Here is a 24,292-nt window from a genome sequence, read left to right on the forward strand (position 1 = left end):
TTGTCCACCCCTTTATACGTTACGCCTTCTCGTCAAAAGCGAGGGTTTTTACCACGACCGGGATAATCGTTCCCGAAATCGGCTCGCCCAGGTCGATATAATCGCCATACTCTACCCGCACCTGATCGATGCAAATAATTTCCGGTGCGCCCTTGCAACGCAGCGCCAGCGCCTGCCCCAATGCTTTTGCCATATCTGTCTCGCAGATCACGACCATCGTCTGGCTCTCGGCAAAATAGTGCCGATACTGATCGGACAGCTCCTGGGATATCGTTTGCAGCAACGCATACGAGCAATAGCCGATGCCCGAGATCGCGAGTGCGAACGGGATTCCTGTCGTTTTATCAAAAAGCCGTTCCCCCAGCTGGTAAATCGCCGCCACTTCCTGATGAAGCTGCGCCGGGTTCGCCAACTGCTCCTGGGTAAGCTCCAGCTTGAGAATCGGAATGTTTTTGATCGGGAGCAGCTCAGGCTTGATATGCACAGTCGATCCGCTGATCTCCGTACTTTGCATGCCTGCTCCGATAACCGTAGCCCGCACCGTCTGTTCCGGATCGAGCCAGTTAACCGCGTACGTCCCTTTTTCCCGCTCCTGCTGCAACACGTAACCGAGCAGCGGGCCAAAATCGCCGTAGCGACTCACATCTGCCATGCTTCTTACGGGAGCGCCTTCCATCAGCTTCCCGACCCCGCCGGAAACGGTCAGCTCCTCCACCGGGAAATCGCCGCGCAATTGAGGCCCTACTACCAGCAAGCCCGATATTTGCCGCTCTTTTCCCGTCAAGTAATCCAGCATGCTGCACGCCATCTGCCGCGCCACTTCCGAAATCTCGGCCAGACTGATTCTTTGACCGACCGTGATGCGCAAGCCTTTCGCAGAAAGCCATGCCTGGATGTTCGGCGACACGTACGTAACCATATCTTGCTGGTCCAGGCGAATCAGCCTGCCTCCGACGTGAAAAGTCACCGTCGCAATCGCTCGGCCGCGCTGGAAGTAAGCAGCATTCGCCGTCCCGCCGCCAATATCGACATTGACGATCGTTCCCTGGATCGTTTGCGAGCGTTTTTCCGCCCCCGCGCCTTTGCCTGCCAGCACGCCTTCAAGGTCCGCTCCCGCAGTTGCTACCACGAAATCGCCGGATCGCTCCGCCAGCAGATGAACGATGTGCTGCGCGTTTTTCTTGCTGGCCGTCTCTCCGGTAATGATCACGGCGCCTGACTTGATGGACGACAGACTGATTTGGGCCTTTCTGTACTCCTCTTGCAAAATCGCACCGATTCCTTCAGCGTCAATCTCGTCAAACCCGATCAACGGGGTGGAATGCACCTCACTCGCATACAGCAGCTGCCGCTCCACGATCTGGTAGCGCGGCAGCGAAAACGTGCTGGACATGCGCCCCAACCGCAATCGGCTGACGATCATTTTCGTTGTGCTGGTTCCGACATCGATGCCGACGCTTTGGATCCACTGTTCATCCATAATGAACCTCCTTGAACCATTGGCGTGCCAGACGAGGCAAGCAAAAAGACGCTTGAACAGCCGAAATAATCGCTTCCGGTCTGATACAAGCGCCTTTGCTTCTCTTGCTATCTACTTGTTGCGTTCGTTTCTTTTTATGAAAAAACTGCTCAGAGACATTACCCCTGAGTCAAAATCGTTTGCTCGCCTGAAAGAATTTCTTCCGCCAGCTTCACAAGTGGCATGCGCCGTTGCATGCTTACTTGCTGCATCCATTTGTAAGCGGCCTCCTCCTCTAGGGAGAGCGCGCTCATCAGCTTGCCTTTGGCTTTTTCCACTGCTTTGCGATCCTCGATCTTTTGTTTCAGATCACTAATATCTTTCTTCAGCGACACCACTTTTTCCTTTTGGCTGAGCGCAATCTCGACCGCAGGAATCAGGTCATCTTCGGATACAGGCTTTACCAGATACGCCGTTACCCCGGCTTTGCGCGCATCCAGGACAAGTTCCTTCTGGCTGTACGCGGTCAAAAGAAGGATGGAGCAGTCCGAAAAGGTGCGGATGATCCCACTCGCCTTGATCCCATTCAGGCCCGGCATTTTGACGTCCATGATGATGAGGTCGGGCTTGTGGCGATGAGCGAGTTCGACTGCCTCTTCCCCGTTTTTCGCCTCGGCCACTACCTGATACCCTTCGTTTTCGAGCATCTCGCGCAAGTCCATGCGGATGATCGGCTCGTCATCAACCACCATAATCTTCGGCTGTGTCATCTTCATCCTCCTTTTGGATCGGATAGAGAATGGTAACTTCCGTTCCGTTGCCTGTGTTGCGGAAATGCATGGTTCCTTCCAGGTCTTCCCTGACGAGCGTATCGACGATTTTCAGGCCAAGGTGTCCCTTTTTATGAATATGCTCCATATCCTCGATTCCCACTCCGTCATCCGTAACAGACAGGCTGACGAAATCGTCTTTCGAGACGAGCGCAATCGAGATGCGCCCTTCATGAAGCTCGCGGAATCCGTGAATCATGCAATTTTGAATCAGCTCCGTGACAATTAAAGCAAAAGATGTCGCCTTGTTGGACGGAAGGTACACGGATTCCCCCGTCACGACGACGTGTATGGCTTGCTCTGAACGTCTCATCGAGGAGACGATAATTTTCGATATTTTGGTGAGAATCTCTTTGAAATCGATCTGTTCCAGACCATCTTGCGCCAAATATTCGTGAATAATGGCGATGCTGTTAATCCGGTTGATGCTCTCCCGGTATACTTTCTCAATCTCGTTTGACTGCGACCGGCGCATTTGCAGGCGCAGCAGGCTTGAAATAGTTTGCAAATTGTTTTTCACGCGATGGTGAATCTCTTTGATGACAGCCGACTTGATCATCAGCTGCTTCTCTTTTTCGCGGATGTCCGAAATGTCCCGGAGCAAAATAATGCCCCCGATGATGTCGAGCTTGCGAACGGACGAAACCGCTTTCATCATGATAAAATGCTTCCCTTTTGACAACTCATCCTGAATGTAGCCGCCATGGCGCACGAAATTTTCCGGGGAAACTCTCCAGGAAAAAATGCGTTCGATGCTCTCTCCCTTTTCCGGCCGATCAAAGCCGATCATGGAGAGCAGCTTGTGGGCACGCCCGTTGGCATACGTAATGATTCCGCTCTGATCAAACAAAATCATGCCCTCATGCAGAAGCGAAGAAATCGGCATGTCAGGCACAGCAAACTGAATCAGTGTCTCGCTGAGATGCTCGGTCGTTTCCTTGAGCATTTCGACGTTTTTTTCTTGTTCTACCTGCTTGGAAATGTCTTGCTCGGTAATCAGCGTGCCAATCGTCTTGCCCTCGGCGTTTGTGATCGGTACGACGCTTTGACGCATGACGACCTGCTCTTGCGATACACCTCTGGAGCCAATGACCGGCTTGCCTGTAGTCAGGCAGTACATGACGGCTGGCTCGTTGATCGCAGTCGCCAAATGGCCTACGACTGAACCGCTGTACATGGAACGCGCCGTGCCCGGCTTGGCCTGCGCAACAACCAAAGCAGCACTTCGATCTACGGTCGGGCAGTCGATGAACATGTCTGCCTGCGACAGATCGGCAAAAATTTGCAGTTTGGAAGCAAGGTCCTCCACGATCTGGATGTCGTCCTCACTCAATATCGTAGACGATTTGCACAGTTCCCGTATGGATTGCATGCGAACCTCTTTTCACCTGCTAGGAGTTTGATATTGACTTCATTTTCTCACAGACTCGCTACGGCGGAAAGAGGCTTATTCGCTGACAATTTCTTGCAAATACGCACGCAATTCCGGCACTCCCTCGCTCGTGTAGGAAGACGTCGGGAATATTCTCGCGTCGCCCAGAGACTGGCGCAAGTAGCCCTCCGCTCGTTGTACATCGGCATCGGGATGGTCGACTTTCGTGATGACCCCTACGCAAGCTTGGGGAAAGCCTTGCGCGAAACCTGGGGGAAAGTAGTTGCGGTCGCGAGTGGCATCCTGAACCATCACGACGATGGTCGCCTCCAGCGAGGTAGCCATCAGCGTGCGGTAAAACATCGGATTTTCGCTATACTCGCCCGGCGTGTCAATCACCCAGTCCCGATATTCAAGCGCCTGAGTCTTCCTGGCTGGCTGTTCATCGTTGAACAGCGCTTTGACCAGAGAAGACTTGCCCGCTTCGATAGCACCGATGATCATGACACGGCCTGTCATGATTTCGTCACCAGCGCCGGTGTGAACCGCAGTTTTTCACTCAACACCTGATTGACCGCATCCACTGCCATCTGCACAGCAGAAACATCCCCAACGACAATCAGTGAGCCTGTGAAGCGATCGAGAAATCCAAGCTCGACACCCGCAGCCTTTGTCGCGATATCCGCAGCAATAATGGCTGTTTCTGTCGGTGTCAGGGTCAAAATGCCGATTGCCCCGGCTTCCTTGATCCCCAGCTTGGTGTAAAGCATAGGGTCAGGATTTGCGATCACATGAGCCAACGTGACCTGTTTTCCTGGCACAAATTCCTGTATGACTCGCGAACGTTCCTGTTCCATCGCTATTCCTCTCCTCCTGCGGCCCCCGGCACTTCAAACGAATCCACGATACCTACGATGATCGCATCGATCGGCACGCTGTTGCCCGTGAAAAGAATCCGGGCAGGCGTTCCTCGTGAAACGATGACCTGCTCGCCGATCCCAGCCCCGATCCGGTCTGCTGCGATCACGGTTTGCCCGCTCTCTTCGCCGCGCCAGTCAATCGGCTGAACAACCATCAGCTTCAAATTTTCCATGCCGTTTTCCTTTTGGGTTGCCCAAACGCTGCCGATCACTTTTCCCAAAAACATGCGATCACCCTTTTCCTAAGTAGCTGACCGTAATGCCGCGCTCCCTCATGCTGTCGTAAGCCAAAGGAGAGACAATCGCTCCTTTTTTCACATGCAAGGTCGTATCCCGAAGTTCCGGTTGGGATTTGATCCAGTCAGCCGTAAGCAGCTTGCCGGAAAAAACCGCCTCTGCCTCGTCCAACGCAGTCAATGTCGGCTGTTCAGGCTTTGCCTCCGCTTTTGGCAACTGCGCTTTCAGCTTGGAGACTACGCGATCGGCCAAACGTTTTTGTTCCGCAAACTCTACGCCCAGCTCTTTCATCGCTTCCACGTGGCGCTCGAACAGCTTTTCATAGGCTGGCGTCAGCGTCAATGTTTGCAGGGTGCGACGGTCGGCACGCTTGATGCCCGGCACATCGGAGCCTGCAATGACGAACTTGCCTGTCACGAGTGCGGAAAAGACGATTTCTGCCTTGATCGTGCCTTTCAACCCGGATGCGATTCTTGCCGCATTGTCCAGATCGATTTCCGGGATGACGATACCAGCGTAATCTTTTGGCACTTCCAATGGCGCAGGAGCGTACTCATCCGCAGTCAGGACTTTGCCTGCTCCCCCGCATTCGATCTTGTGCATTCCCAGCCAGGACGAGGTTTCCCCGTCCAGGAAGAGAATGTCGTGGCAGATGCCGTGGTTTTTCAACTGGATAAAATGATCCTGAAACGCCTCATGAGCCTGGCTGTCGCAAAAGACATACAGGACACGAGGTGCTTCAGGTTTCTTTTCTGTATTCATCGACAGCAAAATTTCTTTTGTAATCGATGCCACCATTTCTCTGATGTCCATCAAAGCTCTACCTCCGTTAGCCGGAGTAAAACTGGCCGTTTTTGCCGATCACTTTTACCCGGTCGCCCGTTTTCAAATTGGCGGCATTCCCTTCATCCAAATCGACGTGGAAATCGAGTGCGAACTGTGGATGTACGCGAACAACTACATCCGGATAGATGACAGGGCGGTCACTCTGCGTCGCAAGGATCAGCGTGTCGCCATCCTTCACTTCGTATTGCTCGGCATCCGCAGGCGACATATGAACGTGCCGCTTGGCTACAATTACACCTTTGTCGAGTACAACTGTGCCTTTTGCTGTCACGAGTACCAGACCCGGTGTTCCTTCAATATCTCCGGACATCCGCACAGGTGCGTGCACACCGAGCGCAAAACCGTCAGTACGAGAGATTTCCACTTGTGTCGCGCCACGCGCTGGTCCCAGAATCCGCACTCCGTGAATGCTGCCTTTTGGCCCGACGATTGTCACGGTTTCCTGGCAAGCAAACTGACCAGGCTGCGACAGATCGCGCATTGGCGTCAACTGATGTCCTGCTCCAAAAAGCTTTTCTACATCGGTTGGCGACAAATGAACGTGGCGATTCGATACACCAAGGGGAATTTCCCGCACTGCCTCGGCAGTCTGATTGGTGGAAGGTTGCTGTTGTTGTTCTTCAAAAGATTTCACTTGAATCCCTCTTCCTTTCAAGAAATCTGCCGCTGCTGGTGTGATTTTATCCCCTTTCTCAATGAGAAAGGGGTTTGGGATGCCTGTCTTATGCATTGCTCTCAAAGATGCTTCTGTAATAACTGCCATAGGGGATTACCCTTCGAGCTTAGGCAGGATCAATTCAATGTCTCCGTGTGGACGTGGGATAACGTGTACAGATACGAGCTCTCCTACTTTTTCGGCAGCAGCGGCGCCTGCGTCCGTGGAAGCTTTTACTGCACCTACGTCACCACGTACCATGACTGTTACGAGACCGCCACCTACGTGTACTTTGCCAATCAATTTAACGTTAGCTGCTTTTACCATTGCGTCAGCAGCTTCAACTGCTCCTACCAAACCTTTTGTTTCTACCATTCCCAATGCGGACATTTCTCCAGCCATGTTTTCGTTCCTCCTTAATTATATGGACAAATTTTTAACGTTTTAGGACGTCATTTCAGTTAAAACAGATTTAATGATGTTTTTGATCTCATCCCGGCTCAGGCCGACATTCATGGACGAGACAGCTTGCAGCACAGCTTCTTCCGCCTGTGTCGTTGCAGCAGCTTGCACTGGCGTGGACTCAGGCATTTCTCTCACGCCAAAAGCGACGCGCTTGATGTTGAAGAGATGCTTCGGACCGATGTTGTCGGATGTGATGTTGTTCCCGAAAGAACCGCATCCGAGTGTAAAGGATGGCTGCACGCCAGTCGTTGCTCCGATTCCCCCGAAAGTCGTTCCGGTATTGACCGGGATGCGGGAAGCCGGCATCGCTTGACCGTAGGATGCAATCACATTGTCATCCTGCGCGTGAATCCCAGCGGTGTGCCCCAATCCGCCATGCGTCAAAAGCTCCCGGCAGCGGGCAAACGCTTCGTTGTCTCCCGAAACGGTGTAGAGAGCGAGGATCGGTGCCAATTTTTCCACCGACATCGGATACTCTTTGCCTACTCCGGTTTCTTCCGCGATCAGCACTCGTGTTTCGGCAGGAATCGAGATGCCTGCCATTTGCGCGATCACATGCGGGGAACGTCCAACGATTTTGGCGTTGAGCGAGCCGTTCACCATAATAATGGCGGCTACTTTGGCCTTCTCGTTTTCGTCCAGGAAGTACGCTCCTTCGCGCTTCAAGGCAGCAATCATCTGGTGTTTGACCGATTCCTCGATCACCAGTGCCTGCTCGGAGGCGCAAATGGTGCCGTAGTCGAAGGTTTTGCTCTGCACAATGCGCTTGGCAGCAGCAGCGAGGTCAGCGCTGTGGTGGATGTAGACCGGAACGTTTCCTGGTCCGACACCGTAAGCAGGCTTTCCGGAGCTGTATGCAGCCCGCACCATTGGCGTACCGCCAGTCGCGAGGATCACATTGGTCAGCTTGTGCTTCATCAGCTCATTCGTCGCGGGAAGCGTCGGCTTGGAGACGCAGTGGATCAAGCCTTCCGGCGCCCCAGCCTGCACAGCCGCCTGTGCCATCAGTCGCGCTGCTTCCAGCGTACACTTGGCTGCCGACGGATGCGGACTGAAGACGATTGCGTTTCTCGCTTTGAGCGCGATCATCGACTTGAAAATAACGGTCGATGTCGGGTTGGTGGATGGTACGATCCCGGCGACGATTCCTACCGGCTGTGCCACTTCCCACACTTTGTTTTCCTCGTCTTTGCGAACGATGCCGACGGTTTTCACGTCTTTGATCGAAGCATAAACATCTTGGGAAGCAAACAAGTTTTTCATCCGTTTGTCCGGGACGTTTCCGAAGCCTGTCTCCTCAACCGCAAGAGCCGCCAAACGCTCGGCATTCTCCACCCCAGCCTTGGACATGGCAGTGATGATCCGATCGATTTGCTCTTGCGTGTAAGTAGCGAGCTTCGCCTGCGCTTCCTTCGCTTGGGCGAGGTACGTACGCACTTCCTGAATGGAATACAAATCAGCGTCGAGTGTCATTATGCTTTGTCACCTCCGCCTTGTTGCTTTTCTTCAATCAGGCGAATGAGGTCTTCTTTCTTCGCCGTATTGATGTCATTGGTCGAGAGCGGGAAATCAGCAAACGAGCGAGCAAGCTTGCGCAGATCGTTGATCGATTGCTCTGCCAGCGTCGGCTCTGCCTTTGCCTGTGCAGGCTGCGGCTTCGCTTCTTCCTGCGCTTCCGAACGCATCAGATTTTTAATCATTTTCGGAACATTTTCATCAGGACGCGGTATGACGTGGGAGTGCAGCAAGCGTCCAACGCGTTTTGCCGCCTCAGCGCCAGCGTCAACAGCCGCCTGAACCGAAGAGACATCTCCGATTACGTAGACCGTTACGATCCCGCCGTCCGCGCCTTCATATGTGGCGACCTTGACGTCTGCCGCTTTGGCAGCAGCATCAGCGGCCGCAATAAGAGCGGGCAAGCCAAGTGTTTCAATCATGCCCAGTGAGTATGCATGAGCGCGCATTTACATTTCCTCCCCTTCAAGAGGGAAAATCCCTTTTATCGTTTGACTGGCTGTCGGGCAACGCTTCTTACAGCGTCGGCAAAAGCATCTGCTGCGGCAGTGCATGCCGATTGGCTTCCAGTAAGCAACGCTCCCCCAAAGTTCGTTTCCGTGGGCGGGCCAAAAAACTGCACCATCTGCACATCTGCTGCTTTGAGGGCGGCGTCAATGCCATACATAGCCTCAAGCGGCGGAGCGATCAGATAGGCGAGCGGCTCCCCTTCCCTGATTCCGGCGAGCCCAGACAAGTAGCTGCCCGTCCGCGACACGACATGTGCGTAATACGCATGCGTCCCCTCTTCATTTAACGAGTAAAAGCAAGCTCCACTCTCCATGAATGCAACGGCTGCATCGATACCGCTCTCTACCTCCGATGGCGTCGCTCCACCGATCATCCCGATGAACTCGCCGGACAACGGACCAGACGCATTTCCAGATCCTGCATAAAACGACTTGGCGTAAATCACTTCTACAGCTGCCTTTTTCGTCGCCTCATCAATGGCCGTATAGCCCACATCATCAATGGTGGATGTAAGCATCCCCACACTGCGAATATGGGAAGGCAGATTCAGCTTCTCCGCAAATTGTGGATCGACGTTGGGAATCATTCGGATCGCAAGCGGCGTCGCTCGAATTGGTTTTTCCATGCGTGTCACACTCCTTTCAGACAACTTCCCTTTTCAAAACGCAAAAAAAGGTGCCTAAACACGAAAGAACAAGACTCGTGTTCAAGGGCACCTTTGCCTTTTGTCTATTCACTTGTTTGGATAAGAATCACGCCAATTCTGCGATCTTATTCCTGCTTCTAATGTATGACAAGGCAGGAAAAAATGCAAGCGTTTTCGGTATTCCACGACTTTTCCATATTCCGGTCATTTGGCGGACACAAGCCCTGACTATTCTTGGTGTGTAGCCGGGACAGGCAAGCCTGCAAGCCGGCGCAATGAGCACGATACAACCGAAACCCAAGGAGGAATTTTTCATGAACTGAGACAGGCGATAAAATGACCTTGAACTACGAATCGCATTTCCCTTTTTCTTTTTGCCTAATGCTTGGCGTTCAGAACGAAACTTACGCTTCATGTACTTATTTTGTTTGCCATTACCAAAGAAACGTACCTTTTCATCATCTGTTACAGCGTAAAGGGGAAGGTGAGAGTGCGTAAGCTTACACTTAATTACAAAAATTTACATTTAAGGAATAAACCAATGCAAGGTTTAGTTATTTAGTAAAATGGATATTGTAGAACGGGACGTGTCAGTGAGAATCTGGCACTTTTATTTTTTGTTCAAAAAGAGAACGTACGATCTTGTTTGGGAGGGATTTTTTGTTCAGGCCTACTAACTTATCAAATCAAAAGTTTTTGGATGCATTTCTAGCTCAAGAAGACAATCAGCAACTATGCCAAAGAGTGATTGCTTCACCGGACGATACGCAGAAGAGAAATGATGAATTGAATAGTAGGATTCAGGAGTTTTACGCTGAGCTTCAACTAATCAAATATATTTCATCACTCATCCGTTTTACAGCTATCGAGTTAGCTGTTCGTACTCAAAAGATAGGAAAGGTATTCCAACCTACAGATGAAATTGAAAGGGTGATAGACAGCTTTGTTAGTGACACTGGCAAAAGTGAGTGGGAAAACAAAGCTAAGTGGGAGGATGTAATAGCTGACAAACGAGTTTTGGATGCTGTTCAAACTCTCACAGAAAAGGAAAGGGAGATACTTGCACTTCTATATTTGAGGAATCTCAAAGAGGTGGAGGCTGCGACCCTGTTAGGCACAAGCCAGCAAGCAGTTTCTAAAACAAAGAAACGAGCGTTACTGAAGCTTAGAAAACAGCTATTGGGAGGCGAAAATACATGAGCCTGTTAACGCTGGTAAAGCGAGCGCAAAATAATGATGAAAGTGCAATGGTAGAGATCATAGAAAGATTTGAGCCAAAGATTCGCAAGTCGTTGAAATTCACGGATATAGGTGTACGTGAGGACATACGTCAAGAAATAGTCTTTCGGATGATTAGAGCTGTCAAAACCTATAGCACAAAAAATTGCTTATGATAAGCAAAGAAAAAATTTTGAGATCGGGTTGTTATTTTTTACCTTCGATTCACTTTAATGAATACCAAGTTAATCACCGCGCGGAAAATTGCTTGGAATAAATTTTCGGAGGAAGATAAATTATGGCACGTACAAAATTGAAACAATACGTTGATACGATTACTGTTGACCAAGACGACCTTGATGATCTTGCCGAAGCTATGTCGGACGTTCTCAAATACGGTGTAATCCAAATGGATGATAATAAACTGGCGAATATGGCTTCACTTACGGCGTCTGTAATTGGGATCGTATTTAATCTTGTCCGACCTCTCAGTATCGCGGTAGGTGTTGTTGGTTTGGTTGCATCCTTATCACCGAATTTGAAGAAACAATTAGAAGATAATATTCGGATTGCGATCGACGATATGCATGATACTCGTCGTTTCATGAAACGAAATGGATACAGAAAGGCTAAGTTGGAATTCCCATTTATGGACTATGAAGACATTCGACTAATCACAGGTAAAGGAAATATTCTTCGACTACAGGATAAAAATGGTCGTTGGGAACAACCGTAATTAATACAAAAGGAGATATTCGGTTCAATAGCCGAATATCTCCTTTTGATCTTAATATTACAGGGAGTAATAAGTTGCATGGTGTCAAATTATTTTTTTTTTTGCTGAATTGAACACTTCGTGGATTTCTAAGTCAGGATTATTTTCAATTTTATAAACAGGGATATCGTCAGATGATGATTTTCCGTAAAATATCATGTATGTAGTACCAGAGAGATAAATTGTCCCGATATCCTGTTTATTTGCATAAACATCAATGGTATACGTATGAACATTTTCTTTTACTTCTTTTGCACCAGAGTTATTTGCATCAGATTCGCTTTTAATTCTGCGAAGTTCCATTTTGGAAAAATCATTGAGTACTTTTTGAATCTCTTTTGGGTCAGTAATTTCTACTTTTTCATTTTCTTCATGGTTATGAATAGTAAGCGAGGTTATCTTTTGCTTATCAAATAAGGCTAGCTCATCAAATGCCCAGACTTTCAATCCAGGAAAATAGACGAGGTTACTGAGTGCAATAATTCCGATGAGAGATAAAATAAGGATATAAAATTTTTTCAAGGGTGACATCTCCTTTATAAGTGCATCCCCTCAACAAAAAAGGAAATGCATACTTTTATGGAAAATGAACATACAATTTGAATTATCACTTAATATTACCATATTATGTAAATTATGCAAATGCCCCATTTTACCTAAATCGTAATTTCAAAAAGAACGAAGATGATCTGTTTAGGCATAGAGAAAAAGGCCCAAAATGCATGAGCCAGGAAAATGACAGAAAGCCGTAAGCGTCAAATAGCCCCCACCTTGTTGCTGGTCTATGCTGGGGTCAAGAGTTGAACACGCGGCAAGTTAGCGGTAACGACGGCGACCAAGGCAGCAAACTATCCAGGGTTTCTGGATTTTTCAGAACGGGAAGCTGCGGGAGTTGTTCGAATAGGTACGTCAAGTACTTGAACGGGTTCAGTCCATTCTCCTTGGCTGTTTCGATGACACTGTAGATGATTGCGCTCGCCTTTGCACCGCGAGGCGTATTGGCGAACAGCTAGTTCTTTCGTCCGATCACAAACGGCTTCATCGACCGCTCGCTGCGGTTGTTGTCAATCTCGAGCCGCCCATCCTGCAAAAACGTCGTCAGCTTGTCCCACTAATTCAGGCTGTAGGCAATCGCCTGCCCCAGCAGACTTTTGGGAAGCATTCGGGGGCGTTACTGACGCAACCATGCCAAATAAGCGTCCAAAATGGGCTTGCTTCGCTCCATTCGGACGGTATAACGTTCCTCTGGTGTCACGTCCTTCAGTTCCCGCTCAATGGCAAAGAGCTGGTTGCAGAATTGAAGCCCTTGCTGAACTGCTGTTTCGTCTTTGTCTGGGGAGGCGGGCAGCGCCTTCAACGCCTCGTCAAACTTGCGACGCGCATGCGCCCAGCATCCAACGAGGGGTGACATCCTTCACCTTGTGGTAACCGGCATAGCCGTCCACGTGAAGATAGCCGCCAAACCCCGCCAGAAAGTTCCGGGGATGCTCACCGCCGCGCGTTGTCCGGTAATCGTAGAGCAGATGGGCGGCCCCATGCGGACAAACTGCTGCTCCTGTCTGTACAACGGTTGGCTGTCCACGTACTTCTGCATCACTTTACCAAACGAAGCGGTGTCCTTCTATTTTTCAAGCAGTACATCCAATTGATCTTAAATCTAAGCTGTACCTAAAGTTAAGCCGATTTTCGCACTGCGAAAGTTGAGTACTGTAAAAACCAAAAAAACTTAGACAAGCTTCGACAAAACCAATACTATTTTACCTTACTGGAAGCTAGTTAAATTCTATGAAATAGGACAAAATGTCGAATTTAGTAGATAACTAAATATTTACATTTTTGGGTTTTCATAAGAAAATCCTTGTGTACATCTAAATTGAATATTACAGAAGTGAATATTCGCATGAAAAATATATCTATTCGTGATTACACACCAACGCCAAGCAAGAATAGTACTCCTCAGAGTTCTAAAGCTATTAGCCCTACTACTAGTACTCCACCTCGAAATGATGTAGCATCTACGCCAGCAAAACCGAAAAGTGACTCGGTTCAAATTAGCCCAGCCGCTCAACAAGCTTATAAGAAAGAACTAGAAAAACCTACAGTGCAAACCCGTGTAAATGCTGAAAGTACATCTGCTGGCGGTGGTAGCTCGTCAAAACCTACGAACGATAAAGAAGCCCATGGATATAGTCCAAGCGGTAATCAACACACAAACAGCTCCTCGTCAAACTCTAAAGCCGACAAAGATAAAGAAGCCTATGGCATGAATTATAAAGGGGTTGGTGTAGCTGCTGCTGTTGGTGCTGGCAGAGAGATCTACAAGAGTACGCAAATATATAATGAAAAGTCAAAAACTGCACAGGCTGCATCTAAAATAAATCAGAACCTTGGTCCACGTGTACCAAAACCTGATACGGTAGGATCAGGAATTAGAGGGGGCTTAGTTGGAGTAGGGGTTTACATAGGAGCAGAAACCATTGTAAAACCTCTCGTGAAAGATTTAGAGAATGCTTACAAACAAAACGGCGTAAAGGGTGTCGGACTGGAGCTTCTCAATAAGTCCATCATAACTACTCCAATTCATGCTAATGAAACTCTCGATAATAAAACATCTTTTAGAGAAGAAAGAAGGGAAAAAGAAAGAGAAAGACCTGAGAAAACTGAAAGCTCACGCCGCTCTTCCGATAGAATGGATAAAATGATAACATAGGATAAATATTCTGGGACAAGAAAGGATTCAGCATGATAAGCGTATTCTTGAAAAATTTTTTTTATGCTATGTCAATCGCTTTGCTTGTTCACTTTGTTACTACATTTTATGAATACTTAACGAAACAACATAATTTAAAGATTTTGTTCAACATAAGATACTTTATCATTTACGTAGCCATAAGTTTTGTCATTAGCACAATTTTTACAGTCTACCATTTTTGGGAGTAAATACAAAAAACAATTCCGGGACGCTGGTACAGAGCGGCTCGGTTGGCACCACCTTCCGCCTGACGCTCGCTCTGCCCTCTGGCGGAAACTCATGAGTGAAAGCAATCTGCTCTCCGAAAAGCTCCCCCGCCCGCTGAAAGTCGCGCATATATCGAACATATGAAAAAGGAAGCAGCGCGTCTGATCGACGGTGCTGCTTCCCTTTTTATACGTGCGATCCTTCTTGCAGATGGGAACGAATGAGATCCATGAAAATTTCCAGCGCCCGCGTCTGAAATTCGTTCGATTTCGTCACCAGCGAAAAGTCCCGCGTCACGGGCGTTCCCGCTATTTTCAGCGTACAGAGCGTGCCGAGCTGACGTTCTTTGCGAATCGCCCAATACGAGAGCAGACTGATCCCCAAGCCAGCCTCGACCGATTCCTTAATGACTTGGGTACTGCCAAACTCCATTCGCTTCTGTGGCTGAAACTGGAGCTGACGAAACATTTTTTCCGCCGCTTCCCTCGTTCCTGAGCCTTCCTCCCGCACGATCCAGGTTTCCTCCATCAAATCATGGATGCTGACTTCTTGTTTGCTCGCCAGCCGATGACCGGGAGAGATAATCACGTACATGCGATCGTCGGCAAATGGCTCGATGCACATTTTGTCATTGACGTACTCCCCTTCGACGATCCCTACATCAAGCTGCCGGGTTGCCACCAGATCCACAATCACGGTTGAATTGTGAATCGTGATCGTCGGAGTGATCAGCGGATAGTCCTTGCGCAGCTTGGCGATCACATGTGGCAGGACGTACTCGCCATACGTATAGCTGGCGCCAATCGTCAAATGCCCGCTCGGCGTGTTCATCAAGTCATCGACGAGGCTTTGCATGCGCGTGTACAGCCCCAATATTTCCCGGGCATGGTGGTAAACAATTTCGCCCGCCTTGTTCAACCGGACGTATTTGTTGTTGCGCTCCAACAGTTTGGTTCCGATCGTCCGCTCCAACGACAAAATGTATTGGCTAACCGCAGGCTGGGTCATGTGCAATTCCTCTGCGGCCCGCGAAAAGTTTTGCCTGTCTGCCACCGTGACAAACACACGCAATTGCTGATCCACGCAAGCATCCCTCCCTCGATTGTCTCTACTATACAAAATTACTTATTGTCATTATATCAATCATTTATTTTTCTTATTGTAACAGTTGTTTTATGCTTTGGTTGTCAAAACTTTTCAAGGAGTGATTGCAATGGCTTCCCCGCTTAACGAAAGCGCGCCATTGAACGACAGCCATCATCCATCTGCTCAATCCAAAAGCAAGCATACAAACACTCCCGCCTCGCTTCCGCTGTGGATAGCGGGCGTCGCCTTTACGTTTCTCGTTGCCGTGCTCGGCTACGGTTTGGCTCAAGTTCCCGGCTTTGACCGGGTCGGGCCACTCGCCTGTGCCATCCTGATTGCGGTGGCGTATCGCCAGTTTTGGGGCTACCCGGAGGCGTTGCGCGCTGGCATTCAGTTCTCGGCAAAACGCTTGCTGCGGCTCGCCATCATCTTGTACGGTCTTAAGCTGAATGTCGATGTCGTTTTGCACCAAAGTCTTGGCTTGCTCGTCTACGACGCCGGAGTCATCGTATTCGCTATCGCGCTTACTGTGCTGCTCGCCAAATGGCTGAAAGCCGACGCCTCCCTCTCCCTCTTGCTCGGCGTCGGGACAGGAGTCTGTGGAGCGGCAGCGATTGCCGCCGTTTCCCCGATCATTCAGGCCAAAGAGGAAGACACCGCCATCGGCGTAGGCATTATCGCCTTGGTCGGAACCATTTTTGCGATTCTCTACACGGTACTGCGCCCGTTTTTGCCGCTGACTGCCCTTGATTACGGCATGTGGTCCGGCATCAGCTTGCACGAAATCGCCCACGTTGCACTCGCTGCCGCTCCCGCCGGGCAGGATGGTCTGGCGATCGGGCTTTTAGCCAAGCTGGGCCGCGTCCTCCTCCTGGTTCCGCTCTGTTTTCTCCTGATGTTCTGGATGAAACGCAGCGGCAAACTGCAAGGAGAAGCAAAAGTCGAGTTCCCCTGGTTTTTGATCGGCTTTCTCGTCATGAGCCTGTTTGGAAGCTATGTGCTGGGAAAACAAATTCCCGTCTCCGAGTCCTTCAACGCCGGAGTAGCCCACGTGACCACCTTCGTCCTCACGATGGCAATGGTTGGCCTTGGGCTGAACGTCAACCTGCGTGCCCTGCGCACGAAAGCAGCGAAACCGCTGATTGCCATGTCGATCACCTCCGTGCTTTTGTCACTGCTCTCTTACGTGTTGATTTAACTGTGGAACAATCATGTCGCCTTGCGCACAGCGAGGCGATTTTTTTGTGGATAAGGACAAAGCTTATCCCCATATGTTGATAACAGTGTGTACATCTCATCTGGAGGCGTCGATATGTCGAGTTGTGCTTTCAAGACACGTCCGAACATCCTGTTGATCATCGTCGACCAGGAACGGTTTCCGCCAGCGTACGAGGAGAGCAGCTTGCGCACATGGCGCGAGGAAGCTCTGCCTGCCCACTCGTTTTTGCGCAGGCACGGCATGGAGTTCAAGCGCCACTATGCAGGCGCAACAGCCTGCTCGCCTAGCAGAACGACGCTGTTCACAGGCCAATACCCTTCTCTGCACGGGGTCACGCAGACGAGCGGCGTCGCCAAACGCTCCCCGGACAGCGACATGTTTTGGCTCGATCCCAACACCGTGCCGACGATGGGCGACTACTTCCGTGCGGCGGGCTATCGAACGTTTTACAAAGGCAAATGGCACATTTCCGACGGCGATATTTGGATACCGGGCACGCATGTCCCTGTTCTGAGCTACGACTCCGTCACAGGGATTCCCGATCCGCAAAAAGAAAGCTTGTACTGGCTGGCGGATCGGCTGGACGGATACGGCTTTTCCGGCTGGATCGGCCCTGAACCGCACGGCAGAGCGCCACACAATTCCGGCTCCTCCGCTGCCATCGGTGTAAACGGGCGAGACGTCGTGTACGGCAGCGAGATGATCCATCTGTTGTTTTGGCTCGAACAGGAGAAACAACAGTTGGCGCACCCTGATGAGTATCAGCCATGGTTTGTCGTCGCCTCTTTCGTCAATCCACACGATATCGCTCTTTATGGGGATATCTCCGCTCAAGTTCCGCTTTTTCGCTTTCATGTGGATGACTCCATCCCCGACATTCCGCCTTCGCCGACGCAAAACGAATCTTTGTTGACGAAACCTCGCTGCCAGGCGAGCTACCGCGATGTTTATCCACAAGCATTCCAGCCCATCTCTGACGACGCCTTTTACCGCCGTCTGTACTTTCAATTGCAAAACAACGCCGACCAGCAGGTCATGCGCGTGCTACAGGCGTTGACGGCGACATCGTTTTACCCGGAAACGCTCGTTGTCTTCACAGCGGACCACGGAGAACTGCTCGGCGCCCATGGCAATCTCCATCAAAAATGGTATTGCGCCTACGAAGAAGCCATCCACATTCCGCTCATTATCCACAATCCGTTGCTTTTTCCACAGTCGCTGTCTACTGAAATGCTGACAAGCCATGTGGATATCCTCCCGACCTTGCTCGGCTGCGTGCAAGCCGACGTGCCCGCACTCGCCGAACAATTGCAGCTTACTCATAGCGAAACCCGCCCTTTCGTGGGAAATAATTTTTCATCGCTGATTGTCAGTGGCGGCGAGATACAGCCATATGATTTCGGCCCGCTTTACTTCATGTCAGAGGATGATGTGACAAAAGGCCAGCATCAAGTCAGTCTGCTCGGTCAGCCTTACCACTCTGTGATCGAGCCTAACTTGTTGGAAAGCGTAATAGCTTACTTGCCCACAGATGGGCATTGGGAGCTGTGGAAATACTCCCGTTATTTTGCTGCACCCTCTGCACCGGGCCAGCCTCCCCCGCCGATCGAACCGGAATACGAATTGTACAATCTCACGACAGACCCGTGGGAAATGCACAACCTCGCCTTCCCTGCCCTGTCCACTCCCTATGTCGAACAAGTCCGCACCCAATTAGAGCTTTTGCTCGATGAGCAGCGACAAGCCAAACGCCTGACCCCTTTTTCAACAGTAGATAACCAAACAAAAAAGCTCCCCGGATAAGGGAGCTTTTGCACGTTATTCACACTATTCCTGGGAAGTCAGCACCGCTTCCAAAGCAGCAATCGCTTCGTTTTCGTCTACGCCATCAGCAATCAGCGTAATTTCCTCGCCTTTGGCGATCGCCGAAGCCATGATGCCCATGATGCTCTTTCCGTTGACCGTCTTCTCGTTTTTGACAATCTTGATCTCGCTGGAAAACGTCGTGGCTGTTTTCACGAAGTTGGCCGCTGGTCTGGCGTGCAAGCCGTGCGCCAGTTGAACGACGATTTTTTTCTCCACCATAATGATCTTGCCTCCTTAGATGCCATCTTTCATGATCGTTGTTTTGACGAACGCCTCTACTTGCGCGGACGTACTCATTTGCAAGATGGTGTCGATGTGCTTTTCCATTTCTTCTCGGGAAAGAAGACTCAGCTGCTTGCGGGCGGGCAAAATGCTGCTCGCACTCATGCTGAACTCATCGAGGCCGAGTCCCAACAGAATCGGTACGGCAACAGGATCGCCTGCCATCTCGCCGCACATTCCTACCCATTTTCCTTCCTTGTGCCCGGCTTGAATCACATTGCGCAAAAGCCGCAGGACAGCCGGATGGTAAGGTTGGTACAAATACGCAACCCGCTCGTTCATTCGATCGGCTGCCATCGTATATTGAATCAGGTCATTGGTGCCGATGCTGAAAAAGTCCACTTCACGCGCGAATACATCTGCCATCATGGCAGCAGCAGGGATCTCAATCATGATACCCACTTCGAAGCGATCGGATACAGCTACACCGCTATTTTGCAGGGCGTGCTTTTCTTCTTCCAGGATCGCTTTCGCCTGACGGAACTCCTCCAGTGTCGCAATCATCGGAAACATGATTTTCAGGTTGCCATGCACCCCGGCGCGAAGCAAGGCGCGCAGTTGCGTGCGGAAAAGCTCCTGTCTGTCCAGACACAGGCGGATCGCGCGATAGCCCAGAAACGGATTCATCTCTTCCGGCATGTCCAGATAGGACAGATGCTTGTCTCCGCCGATGTCCAGCGTGCGAATGACAACAGGCTTGTCTCCCATGCTCGTCAGCACTTGTTTGTACGCAACATACTGCTCTTCCTCGGTCGGGAAATCATCCCGGCCCATGTACAAAAATTCGGTGCGGAACAGCCCGACTCCTTCTGCGCCGTTCGCCAGCGCTCCTGCCACATCTGCCGGACTTCCGATATTGGCTGCCAGCTCCACGTGATGCTGGTCTGCCGTAACCGTCTGGTTGTGAACGAGTTTTGCCAGCTCGGCCTTTTGCTCTGCGTCTTCTGCTTGCTTGCGCGTATAGTGCGCGACCTCTTCTTCGCTCGGATCGATGATGACGACGCCCTCATGCCCGTCCACAATCATAAGCGTAGAAGCCTGGACAGCACTCGTAATGTTCTGCGTCCCGACTACAGCCGGAATCTCCATGGAACGCGCCATGATAGCCGAATGCGAGGTGCGCCCGCCAATGTCGGTCACGAACCCTTTTACAAATTGGCGGTTAAGCTGAGCCGTATCCGACGGCGTCAAATCTTCCGCCACGATAATGACTTCCTCCGTCAATGAGCTGGGTTGAAAAAAGTTCACTCCAAGCAAATATGCCAATACACGCTTCGTGACGTCGCGAATGTCCGCCGCACGTTCCCGCATGTAGTCGTTGTCCATTTGTTCAAACAGGCCGATAAACGCTTGCGCCACATCATGCAGCGCGCTCTCCGCGTTTGTCATCTCCTGCGTAATCTTGTCCTTGACGGTATCGACAAGCTCCGGGTCCTCCAGGACGAGCAGATGGGCTCTGAAAATGTCGGCTTGCTCTGTGCCCATTTCTGTCTCCACACGCTGGGCAATTTCCTGCAAATCTGCCTTTGCCCGCGCAAGCGCTGCCTCGAAGCGATGAATTTCGCCGGCAGCATCTTCAATTGCCACCGTCTTGATCTGCATGTCAGGAGCCGCAAGCAAAAACGCTTTGCCAATGGCAATCCCCACAGAAGCTTTTACACCTACGATTTTCTGGGACATCCCCCGCACCCACCCTTCTTTACTTGGTACTTGTCCACTCCTGCATCAACCGCGCCTGTTTGCGAACGACTTCCTCAAGCGGATGGCCTGCCGGAATGCCTGTGCAATTGTGCAATGCATATTCCCAACCGTACAGCTTCAAATCTGACTGAATGCGCGCCGCCTCTTCGTCCTGTGGATAATCAAACAGCAGCGCCGCTGCAATCGCCATCCCCAAATGCTCGGGACGGATTCCTCTGTCCATGCATTCCAGAGCAGGGCCAACCAGCCTGTCATGCCGTGAGAGCTTGCGAAGCGGCGAACGTCCCACACGGACAACGTCGTCCGAGAGCAGCGGATTGGCAAAGCGCCCCAATATTTTCTCGATGTACTGCCCGTGTGCCTGTGCGTCAAAACCATACTTGGCGGTCAACAGGGCACCCGTTTCCTGCAGAGCGCCTCTGGCAGCCTTGGCGACCTTTTCGTTTTGCATAGCCTGATCAATCGTTGTCATCCCCAACTGGTAGCCCATATAGGCAATCACAGCGTGGCCTGTATTTACGGTAAACAGCTTTCGTTCGATGTACGGAGCCAAGTCGTCCACATAAGTGATTCCTTCAATCTGCGGCACCTCTCCAACCATTTGCGAACGGTCTACGACCCATTCAAAAAACGGTTCGACAGTAACCAGCAGCTTGTCTTCATGCTGCTGAATCGGCACGATGCGGTCTACAGCCGCGTTCGGAAACCCGATCAACTGCCCTGCCTTCGCCTGAAGCGGTTCCGCAAGCCGGGCAAAAACGTGCTCTTTCAGCTTGGCGCTTCCGCCAATCATGTTTTCGCAAGCAATCACGTTCAATGGCTGCGGATTGTCGGCAAGCCGCTTCTCGATTCCCGCCGCAATCGCTCCGGAAATCGGGCCGAGGACATTTGGCCCTACAGCAGTCGTCACCAAGTCGGCGGAAGCGATGGCAGCAGCGACCGCTTCCATATCCTGACCGTGAATCGCACGCACTCCTTCCACGACGGATTGCGGATTTCCTGCCGTTGCCAGCTGCACTTGATACATTTTTCTGCGGTTAAGCTCATCAACCAATGCCGTATTGACGTCGACGAACACGACTTCGTAGCCAGCCTGGCTCAGCAACTGTCCGATAAAGCCCCGACCGATATTCCCTGCTCCGAAATGGACTGCCAGCATGAGCGCTTACACCTCCTCTGTGAACATCGCAATGATTTCTTCAGCAGAGGAAGCATGGACGATCCGTTTCACGTTTTCCTCCTCGGAGCAAAGAATAGCGATATTGGACAGCACCTCCAGATGCTCATCTCCTACGGCCGCAATTCCCACCAGCAAATACGCCACATTTCCTTCGCCAAAATCAACGCCGTCCGGCACTTGCACGACAGAAATCCCTGTGGATAGAATATCTGCCTTGGCTTCGTTCGTTCCGTGCGGAATCGCTACACCGCTGCCGATATAAGTAGTTGCCAGTCCTTCGCGTTCCTGCATTTTTTCAACGTAAGACGCCGTGACGTGGCCAGCGCGCACCAACAGCTCGCCCGTCAGTCTGATCGCTTCTTCCTTGTTTGCTACTTTGGCATTCAGCATGATTTTTTCTGTAGTCAGTATGTTTTTCATTACACTCTCTCCCATCCAGTCTTTTTCAGGCAAAAGGCATACAACTTGCCTGCTATATAATCAGCAATGTGCTGTATTTCTCCTGTCTTCAACAATTCCTGCATCTCTTCCTCAATCAAAAGCGAGCTGACCTCGCTGAGCACCTCCAGCCCTTCCTTGGGCACTTCTTTTGGCCCGAGCAAAAGCAACAGCAAATCAACGGACATCTCTTCTTCATCCATCGATCTTAGCCGCACAGGCTGCTCCAGAAAATGAATCGTGAACGAGGCTGTCGTTACCGCCTCATTCCTGCCGTGAAACAGGGCCATTGCGGTTCCCGGTATTCCCAGCCCGCCGAGCTTTTCGCGTTCAATCAGCTGCTGCACGACCGGATCGACAGCGTATATCGCCCCTCGCTGTTCCAGCTCCGAACAAATATCGTGCAGGACGCTGGGCATATCGCGCGCTACATTGCTCACTGTGCTTTGCCGTAAACCGTCGATGATCTGGTTGGCAAAAGCGGCATACAGCTGCATCGACTTCAACTGCGCCTGCGCTTGCTTTCCTAGTGGCGGCATTCCCTTGCTTTTTTTCATCGGCTCTACTTGAACAGGGCGGTTATGCAAATGAAACTTGATCTTTTGAATATCATCCTGCGGCAAAAGCGGGCTGACGACTACGTATTCCGCGGGATCAAACGACAGCGGCAAGGTAGAAATAATCAAGTCGTAATCGCTTCGCGGCACACTTCCTACATCGAACATGGACAAGTTTTTCAAGCTGACGATTTCGGGAATCTCTTTTTTGATGCGCGTCGCCAATATTTTCGAGGAACCGATTCCGCTTGAACAGACGACCAGTGCCCGGTATCGCTGCTGCTCCTGCCTGCCTCGTTCCAGCGCTGCTCCCAAGTGCATGACCAGGTAACCGATCTCTTCGTCCGGCACTGGCAGTTCCGGCAAAAGCGCTGCCATCGCTTCCTTGGCAACCGCAAACAGCTCCGGGTAGTTTTGTTTGATTTGCCCAAGAATCGGATTGTGAATCTCCATCTTGCGCCTGAGTCTGTACAAGGCTGGCTCCAAGTGCGTCAACAGCCCGTGAAACAAGGAAGAGTCGTCTCGCAGCGAAAGCCCGAGCCGTTCTTCGCACAAAGCGATGAATCGCCCAGTCAGAGCGGCAAGCTCCGTATTTTCCGGCCAGACGTAATCGTCGTGGGAATGGCGCAGCTTCGCTCCTCGCAAATGCATCGTAATATACCCGATTTCATCCCGAGGAATCTCCATCTGAAAAATGTGCCGCAGCCGTTCCATGATGTTTTCGGCAATCACAAACTCCGGCGTTCCGATTAGCTCGTTCCACGTATGCTCGTCGAAGCGAATTTTCTCGCCTTTTTCAATCCGCTCGATCGCCAAGGCCAAATGGGCAACCAGACCGATGTAGGCGCTGTCTGCAAGCGGGTACGGCAGCTCGGCTTCGAGATGACTGAGAGCATTTTCTACCTTGATCAGCTTATCCCGATCGATCAGGGAGAGCAGACGCCGGGAAATCGAATCCATGTCCCGTGTCGTCTTGTTTTGAATGTTCTCCTTGATCACCCCGATCAGCTCATGGTCATCGAGGTGCTCGGCTATCAAACGGCTGATCGCCCTTCGCTTGGAAGCTTCATTTCCCAGCAGTTCGACGCCGTATCCCCGCTTTCGCAAAAGAGTCAGGTCGTACCGTCCCAAAAGCTCTTCCAGGTCGTCCAGGTCGTGGCTGATCGTAGCAGTCGTCACTTTCAGATCAATGGCGAGCGAGATCAGCTTGACTGGCTCCGTGGCTGCCAAGAGGGAGCACATAATAATCGCCTTGCGTTCCTCTGCGGTAAATTCGGTCGTCGTTTGGTGCAAAACAGACATTTTCAAAGCAAGCTTTTGCTCCGCTGTCCCTGCGACCTCCACCCCGGCCCCCGTCTTTCTCACCAGCTCCAGTTCGTTTTTCGCAAAGAGCGGGGCCAATGCGTCCAGCTCCCTGTGTACGGTCCGGGTGCTTACGCCGATTCGCTCGGCGATCTGCGCCACGGTGATGCCCTTTTCCTCCTGCAATAAAATCTCCATGATGGATCGCTGTCGCGAGGATACTTGCATGCCGTGTTCCCTCCTTAACGCCAAAG

The 24,292-nt window shown here is 51.0% G+C and carries 26 protein-coding genes and 2 pseudogenes; 6 read left to right on the top strand and 22 right to left on the bottom strand.

From position 1 onward, the window contains the following. Positions 1–19 precede the first annotated feature (19 nt). From HP435_RS27105 to HP435_RS27165, 13 genes and pseudogenes are all read right to left on the bottom strand, one after another. On the bottom strand, positions 20–1,480 hold the full coding sequence (locus HP435_RS27105) for an ethanolamine ammonia-lyase reactivating factor EutA (RefSeq protein WP_122962490.1): 1,461 nt from the start codon (positions 1,478–1,480) through the stop codon (positions 20–22). A 158-nt stretch (positions 1,481–1,638) separates the two neighbouring features. Next, positions 1,639–2,229, bottom strand: coding sequence for an ANTAR domain-containing response regulator (locus HP435_RS27110; RefSeq protein ID WP_063228869.1), 591 nt, complete (start codon positions 2,227–2,229; stop codon positions 1,639–1,641). Beyond that, positions 2,201–3,661, bottom strand: a complete 1,461-nt coding sequence (locus tag HP435_RS27115) for a sensor histidine kinase (protein WP_063228868.1) — start codon at positions 3,659–3,661, stop codon at positions 2,201–2,203. The genes HP435_RS27110 and HP435_RS27115 overlap by 29 nt, the downstream gene beginning before the upstream one ends. 75 nt (positions 3,662–3,736) lie before the next feature. Beyond that, the gene (locus tag HP435_RS27120) at positions 3,737–4,180 is read right to left on the bottom strand and encodes a EutP/PduV family microcompartment system protein (RefSeq protein ID WP_063228867.1); all 444 of its coding nucleotides are present in this window, start codon (positions 4,178–4,180) and stop codon (positions 3,737–3,739) included. Continuing rightward, complete coding sequence (eutS, locus tag HP435_RS27125; protein WP_063228866.1) at positions 4,177–4,518, bottom strand: ethanolamine utilization microcompartment protein EutS; 342 nt, start codon at positions 4,516–4,518, stop codon at positions 4,177–4,179. The genes HP435_RS27120 and eutS overlap by 4 nt, the downstream gene beginning before the upstream one ends. 2 nt (positions 4,519–4,520) lie before the next feature. After that, positions 4,521–4,808: a EutN/CcmL family microcompartment protein gene (locus HP435_RS27130; protein ID WP_063228865.1), complete on the bottom strand. Its 288-nt coding sequence runs from the start codon at positions 4,806–4,808 to the stop codon at positions 4,521–4,523. Positions 4,809–4,812: 4 nt separating this feature from the next. Further along, positions 4,813–5,631, bottom strand: coding sequence for a hypothetical protein (locus HP435_RS27135; RefSeq protein WP_173596318.1), 819 nt, complete (start codon positions 5,629–5,631; stop codon positions 4,813–4,815). Positions 5,632–5,647: 16 nt separating this feature from the next. After that, positions 5,648–6,427: a phosphate propanoyltransferase gene (gene pduL / locus HP435_RS27140; protein ID WP_063228863.1), complete on the bottom strand. Its 780-nt coding sequence runs from the start codon at positions 6,425–6,427 to the stop codon at positions 5,648–5,650. A 6-nt stretch (positions 6,428–6,433) separates the two neighbouring features. Continuing rightward, a complete protein-coding gene (gene eutM / locus HP435_RS27145) occupies positions 6,434–6,721 on the bottom strand; it encodes an ethanolamine utilization microcompartment protein EutM (protein WP_005827515.1) in 288 nt (95 codons plus the stop codon). A 42-nt stretch (positions 6,722–6,763) separates the two neighbouring features. Further along, positions 6,764–8,257, bottom strand: a complete 1,494-nt coding sequence (locus HP435_RS27150; RefSeq protein ID WP_173596317.1) for an acetaldehyde dehydrogenase (acetylating) — start codon at positions 8,255–8,257, stop codon at positions 6,764–6,766. Further along, positions 8,257–8,748 carry a BMC domain-containing protein gene (locus HP435_RS27155; RefSeq protein ID WP_063228861.1) on the bottom strand — a complete coding sequence of 164 codons (492 nt, stop codon included), beginning with the start codon at positions 8,746–8,748 and terminating at the stop codon, positions 8,257–8,259. Before HP435_RS27155 ends, HP435_RS27150 begins: the two co-directional genes overlap by 1 nt. Before the next feature lie 35 nt (positions 8,749–8,783). Further along, the gene (gene eutL / locus HP435_RS27160) at positions 8,784–9,434 is read right to left on the bottom strand and encodes an ethanolamine utilization microcompartment protein EutL (protein ID WP_063228860.1); all 651 of its coding nucleotides are present in this window, start codon (positions 9,432–9,434) and stop codon (positions 8,784–8,786) included. 370 nt (positions 9,435–9,804) lie between these two features. Next, positions 9,805–9,939 (bottom strand): annotated as a pseudogene (locus HP435_RS27165) (RNA-guided endonuclease TnpB family protein); the annotation flags it as partial. Between the two features lie 176 nt (positions 9,940–10,115). Here HP435_RS27165 and HP435_RS27170 point away from each other — a divergent pair. The 3 genes from HP435_RS27170 to HP435_RS27180 all read left to right on the top strand — a co-directional run bounded on the left by HP435_RS27170 (position 10,116) and on the right by HP435_RS27180 (position 11,409). Beyond that, the gene (locus HP435_RS27170; protein ID WP_167470229.1) at positions 10,116–10,655 is read left to right on the top strand and encodes a sigma-70 family RNA polymerase sigma factor; all 540 of its coding nucleotides are present in this window, start codon (positions 10,116–10,118) and stop codon (positions 10,653–10,655) included. After that, on the top strand, positions 10,652–10,849 hold the full coding sequence (locus HP435_RS27175) for a helix-turn-helix domain-containing protein (RefSeq protein ID WP_122962485.1): 198 nt from the start codon (positions 10,652–10,654) through the stop codon (positions 10,847–10,849). The genes HP435_RS27170 and HP435_RS27175 overlap by 4 nt, the downstream gene beginning before the upstream one ends. Positions 10,850–10,971: 122 nt before the next feature. Beyond that, entirely contained in the window at positions 10,972–11,409 is a 438-nt protein-coding gene (locus tag HP435_RS27180) for a hypothetical protein (RefSeq protein ID WP_122962484.1), read from the top strand. Between the two features lie 84 nt (positions 11,410–11,493). On the opposite strand, the gene HP435_RS27185 is transcribed toward HP435_RS27180, so the two are convergent. The 3 genes and pseudogenes from HP435_RS27185 to HP435_RS27190 all read right to left on the bottom strand — a co-directional run bounded on the left by HP435_RS27185 (position 11,494) and on the right by HP435_RS27190 (position 12,971). Then, positions 11,494–11,970 carry a hypothetical protein gene (locus tag HP435_RS27185; RefSeq protein ID WP_122962483.1) on the bottom strand — a complete coding sequence of 159 codons (477 nt, stop codon included), beginning with the start codon at positions 11,968–11,970 and terminating at the stop codon, positions 11,494–11,496. 271 nt (positions 11,971–12,241) lie between these two features. Continuing rightward, positions 12,242–12,361 carry a hypothetical protein gene (locus HP435_RS29360; protein WP_370641085.1) on the bottom strand — a complete coding sequence of 40 codons (120 nt, stop codon included), beginning with the start codon at positions 12,359–12,361 and terminating at the stop codon, positions 12,242–12,244. Positions 12,362–12,457: 96 nt separating this feature from the next. Further along, a pseudogene (locus tag HP435_RS27190) lies at positions 12,458–12,971 on the bottom strand (IS66 family transposase). Between the two features lie 377 nt (positions 12,972–13,348). On the opposite strand from HP435_RS27190, the gene HP435_RS27195 reads away from it, so the two are divergent. Next, on the top strand, positions 13,349–14,158 hold the full coding sequence (locus HP435_RS27195) for a hypothetical protein (protein WP_141254108.1): 810 nt from the start codon (positions 13,349–13,351) through the stop codon (positions 14,156–14,158). A gap of 435 nt (positions 14,159–14,593) precedes the next feature. Here HP435_RS27195 and HP435_RS27200 read toward each other — a convergent pair whose 3' ends face one another. Continuing rightward, a complete protein-coding gene (locus HP435_RS27200) occupies positions 14,594–15,490 on the bottom strand; it encodes a LysR family transcriptional regulator (protein WP_173596315.1) in 897 nt (298 codons plus the stop codon). 130 nt (positions 15,491–15,620) lie between these two features. On the opposite strand from HP435_RS27200, the gene HP435_RS27205 reads away from it, so the two are divergent. Both HP435_RS27205 and HP435_RS27210 read left to right on the top strand, forming a co-directional pair. After that, positions 15,621–16,691, top strand: a complete 1,071-nt coding sequence (locus HP435_RS27205; protein WP_173596314.1) for a YeiH family protein — start codon at positions 15,621–15,623, stop codon at positions 16,689–16,691. A 114-nt stretch (positions 16,692–16,805) separates the two neighbouring features. Then, entirely contained in the window at positions 16,806–18,515 is a 1,710-nt protein-coding gene (locus HP435_RS27210; RefSeq protein ID WP_173596313.1) for a sulfatase family protein, read from the top strand. A 24-nt stretch (positions 18,516–18,539) separates the two neighbouring features. On the opposite strand, the gene HP435_RS27215 is transcribed toward HP435_RS27210, so the two are convergent. From HP435_RS27215 to HP435_RS27235, 5 genes are read right to left on the bottom strand one after another with little or no spacing between them, the layout of a single operon-like run. Further along, entirely contained in the window at positions 18,540–18,797 is a 258-nt protein-coding gene (locus tag HP435_RS27215) for an HPr family phosphocarrier protein (RefSeq protein WP_122962479.1), read from the bottom strand. Between the two features lie 15 nt (positions 18,798–18,812). Then, the gene (gene ptsP, locus HP435_RS27220; RefSeq protein WP_173599543.1) at positions 18,813–20,540 is read right to left on the bottom strand and encodes a phosphoenolpyruvate--protein phosphotransferase; all 1,728 of its coding nucleotides are present in this window, start codon (positions 20,538–20,540) and stop codon (positions 18,813–18,815) included. A 19-nt stretch (positions 20,541–20,559) separates the two neighbouring features. Continuing rightward, positions 20,560–21,720, bottom strand: coding sequence for a mannitol-1-phosphate 5-dehydrogenase (locus HP435_RS27225; protein WP_173599544.1), 1,161 nt, complete (start codon positions 21,718–21,720; stop codon positions 20,560–20,562). A gap of 6 nt (positions 21,721–21,726) precedes the next feature. Beyond that, a complete protein-coding gene (locus HP435_RS27230) occupies positions 21,727–22,161 on the bottom strand; it encodes a PTS mannitol transporter subunit IIA (protein WP_122962476.1) in 435 nt (144 codons plus the stop codon). Further along, positions 22,161–24,266: a BglG family transcription antiterminator gene (locus tag HP435_RS27235; RefSeq protein ID WP_173599545.1), complete on the bottom strand. Its 2,106-nt coding sequence runs from the start codon at positions 24,264–24,266 to the stop codon at positions 22,161–22,163. Before HP435_RS27235 ends, HP435_RS27230 begins: the two co-directional genes overlap by 1 nt. Positions 24,267–24,292 lie beyond the last annotated feature (26 nt).

The sequence above is a fragment of the Brevibacillus sp. HD3.3A genome (assembly GCF_013284375.2).
Classification (GTDB): domain Bacteria; phylum Bacillota; class Bacilli; order Brevibacillales; family Brevibacillaceae; genus Brevibacillus; species Brevibacillus parabrevis.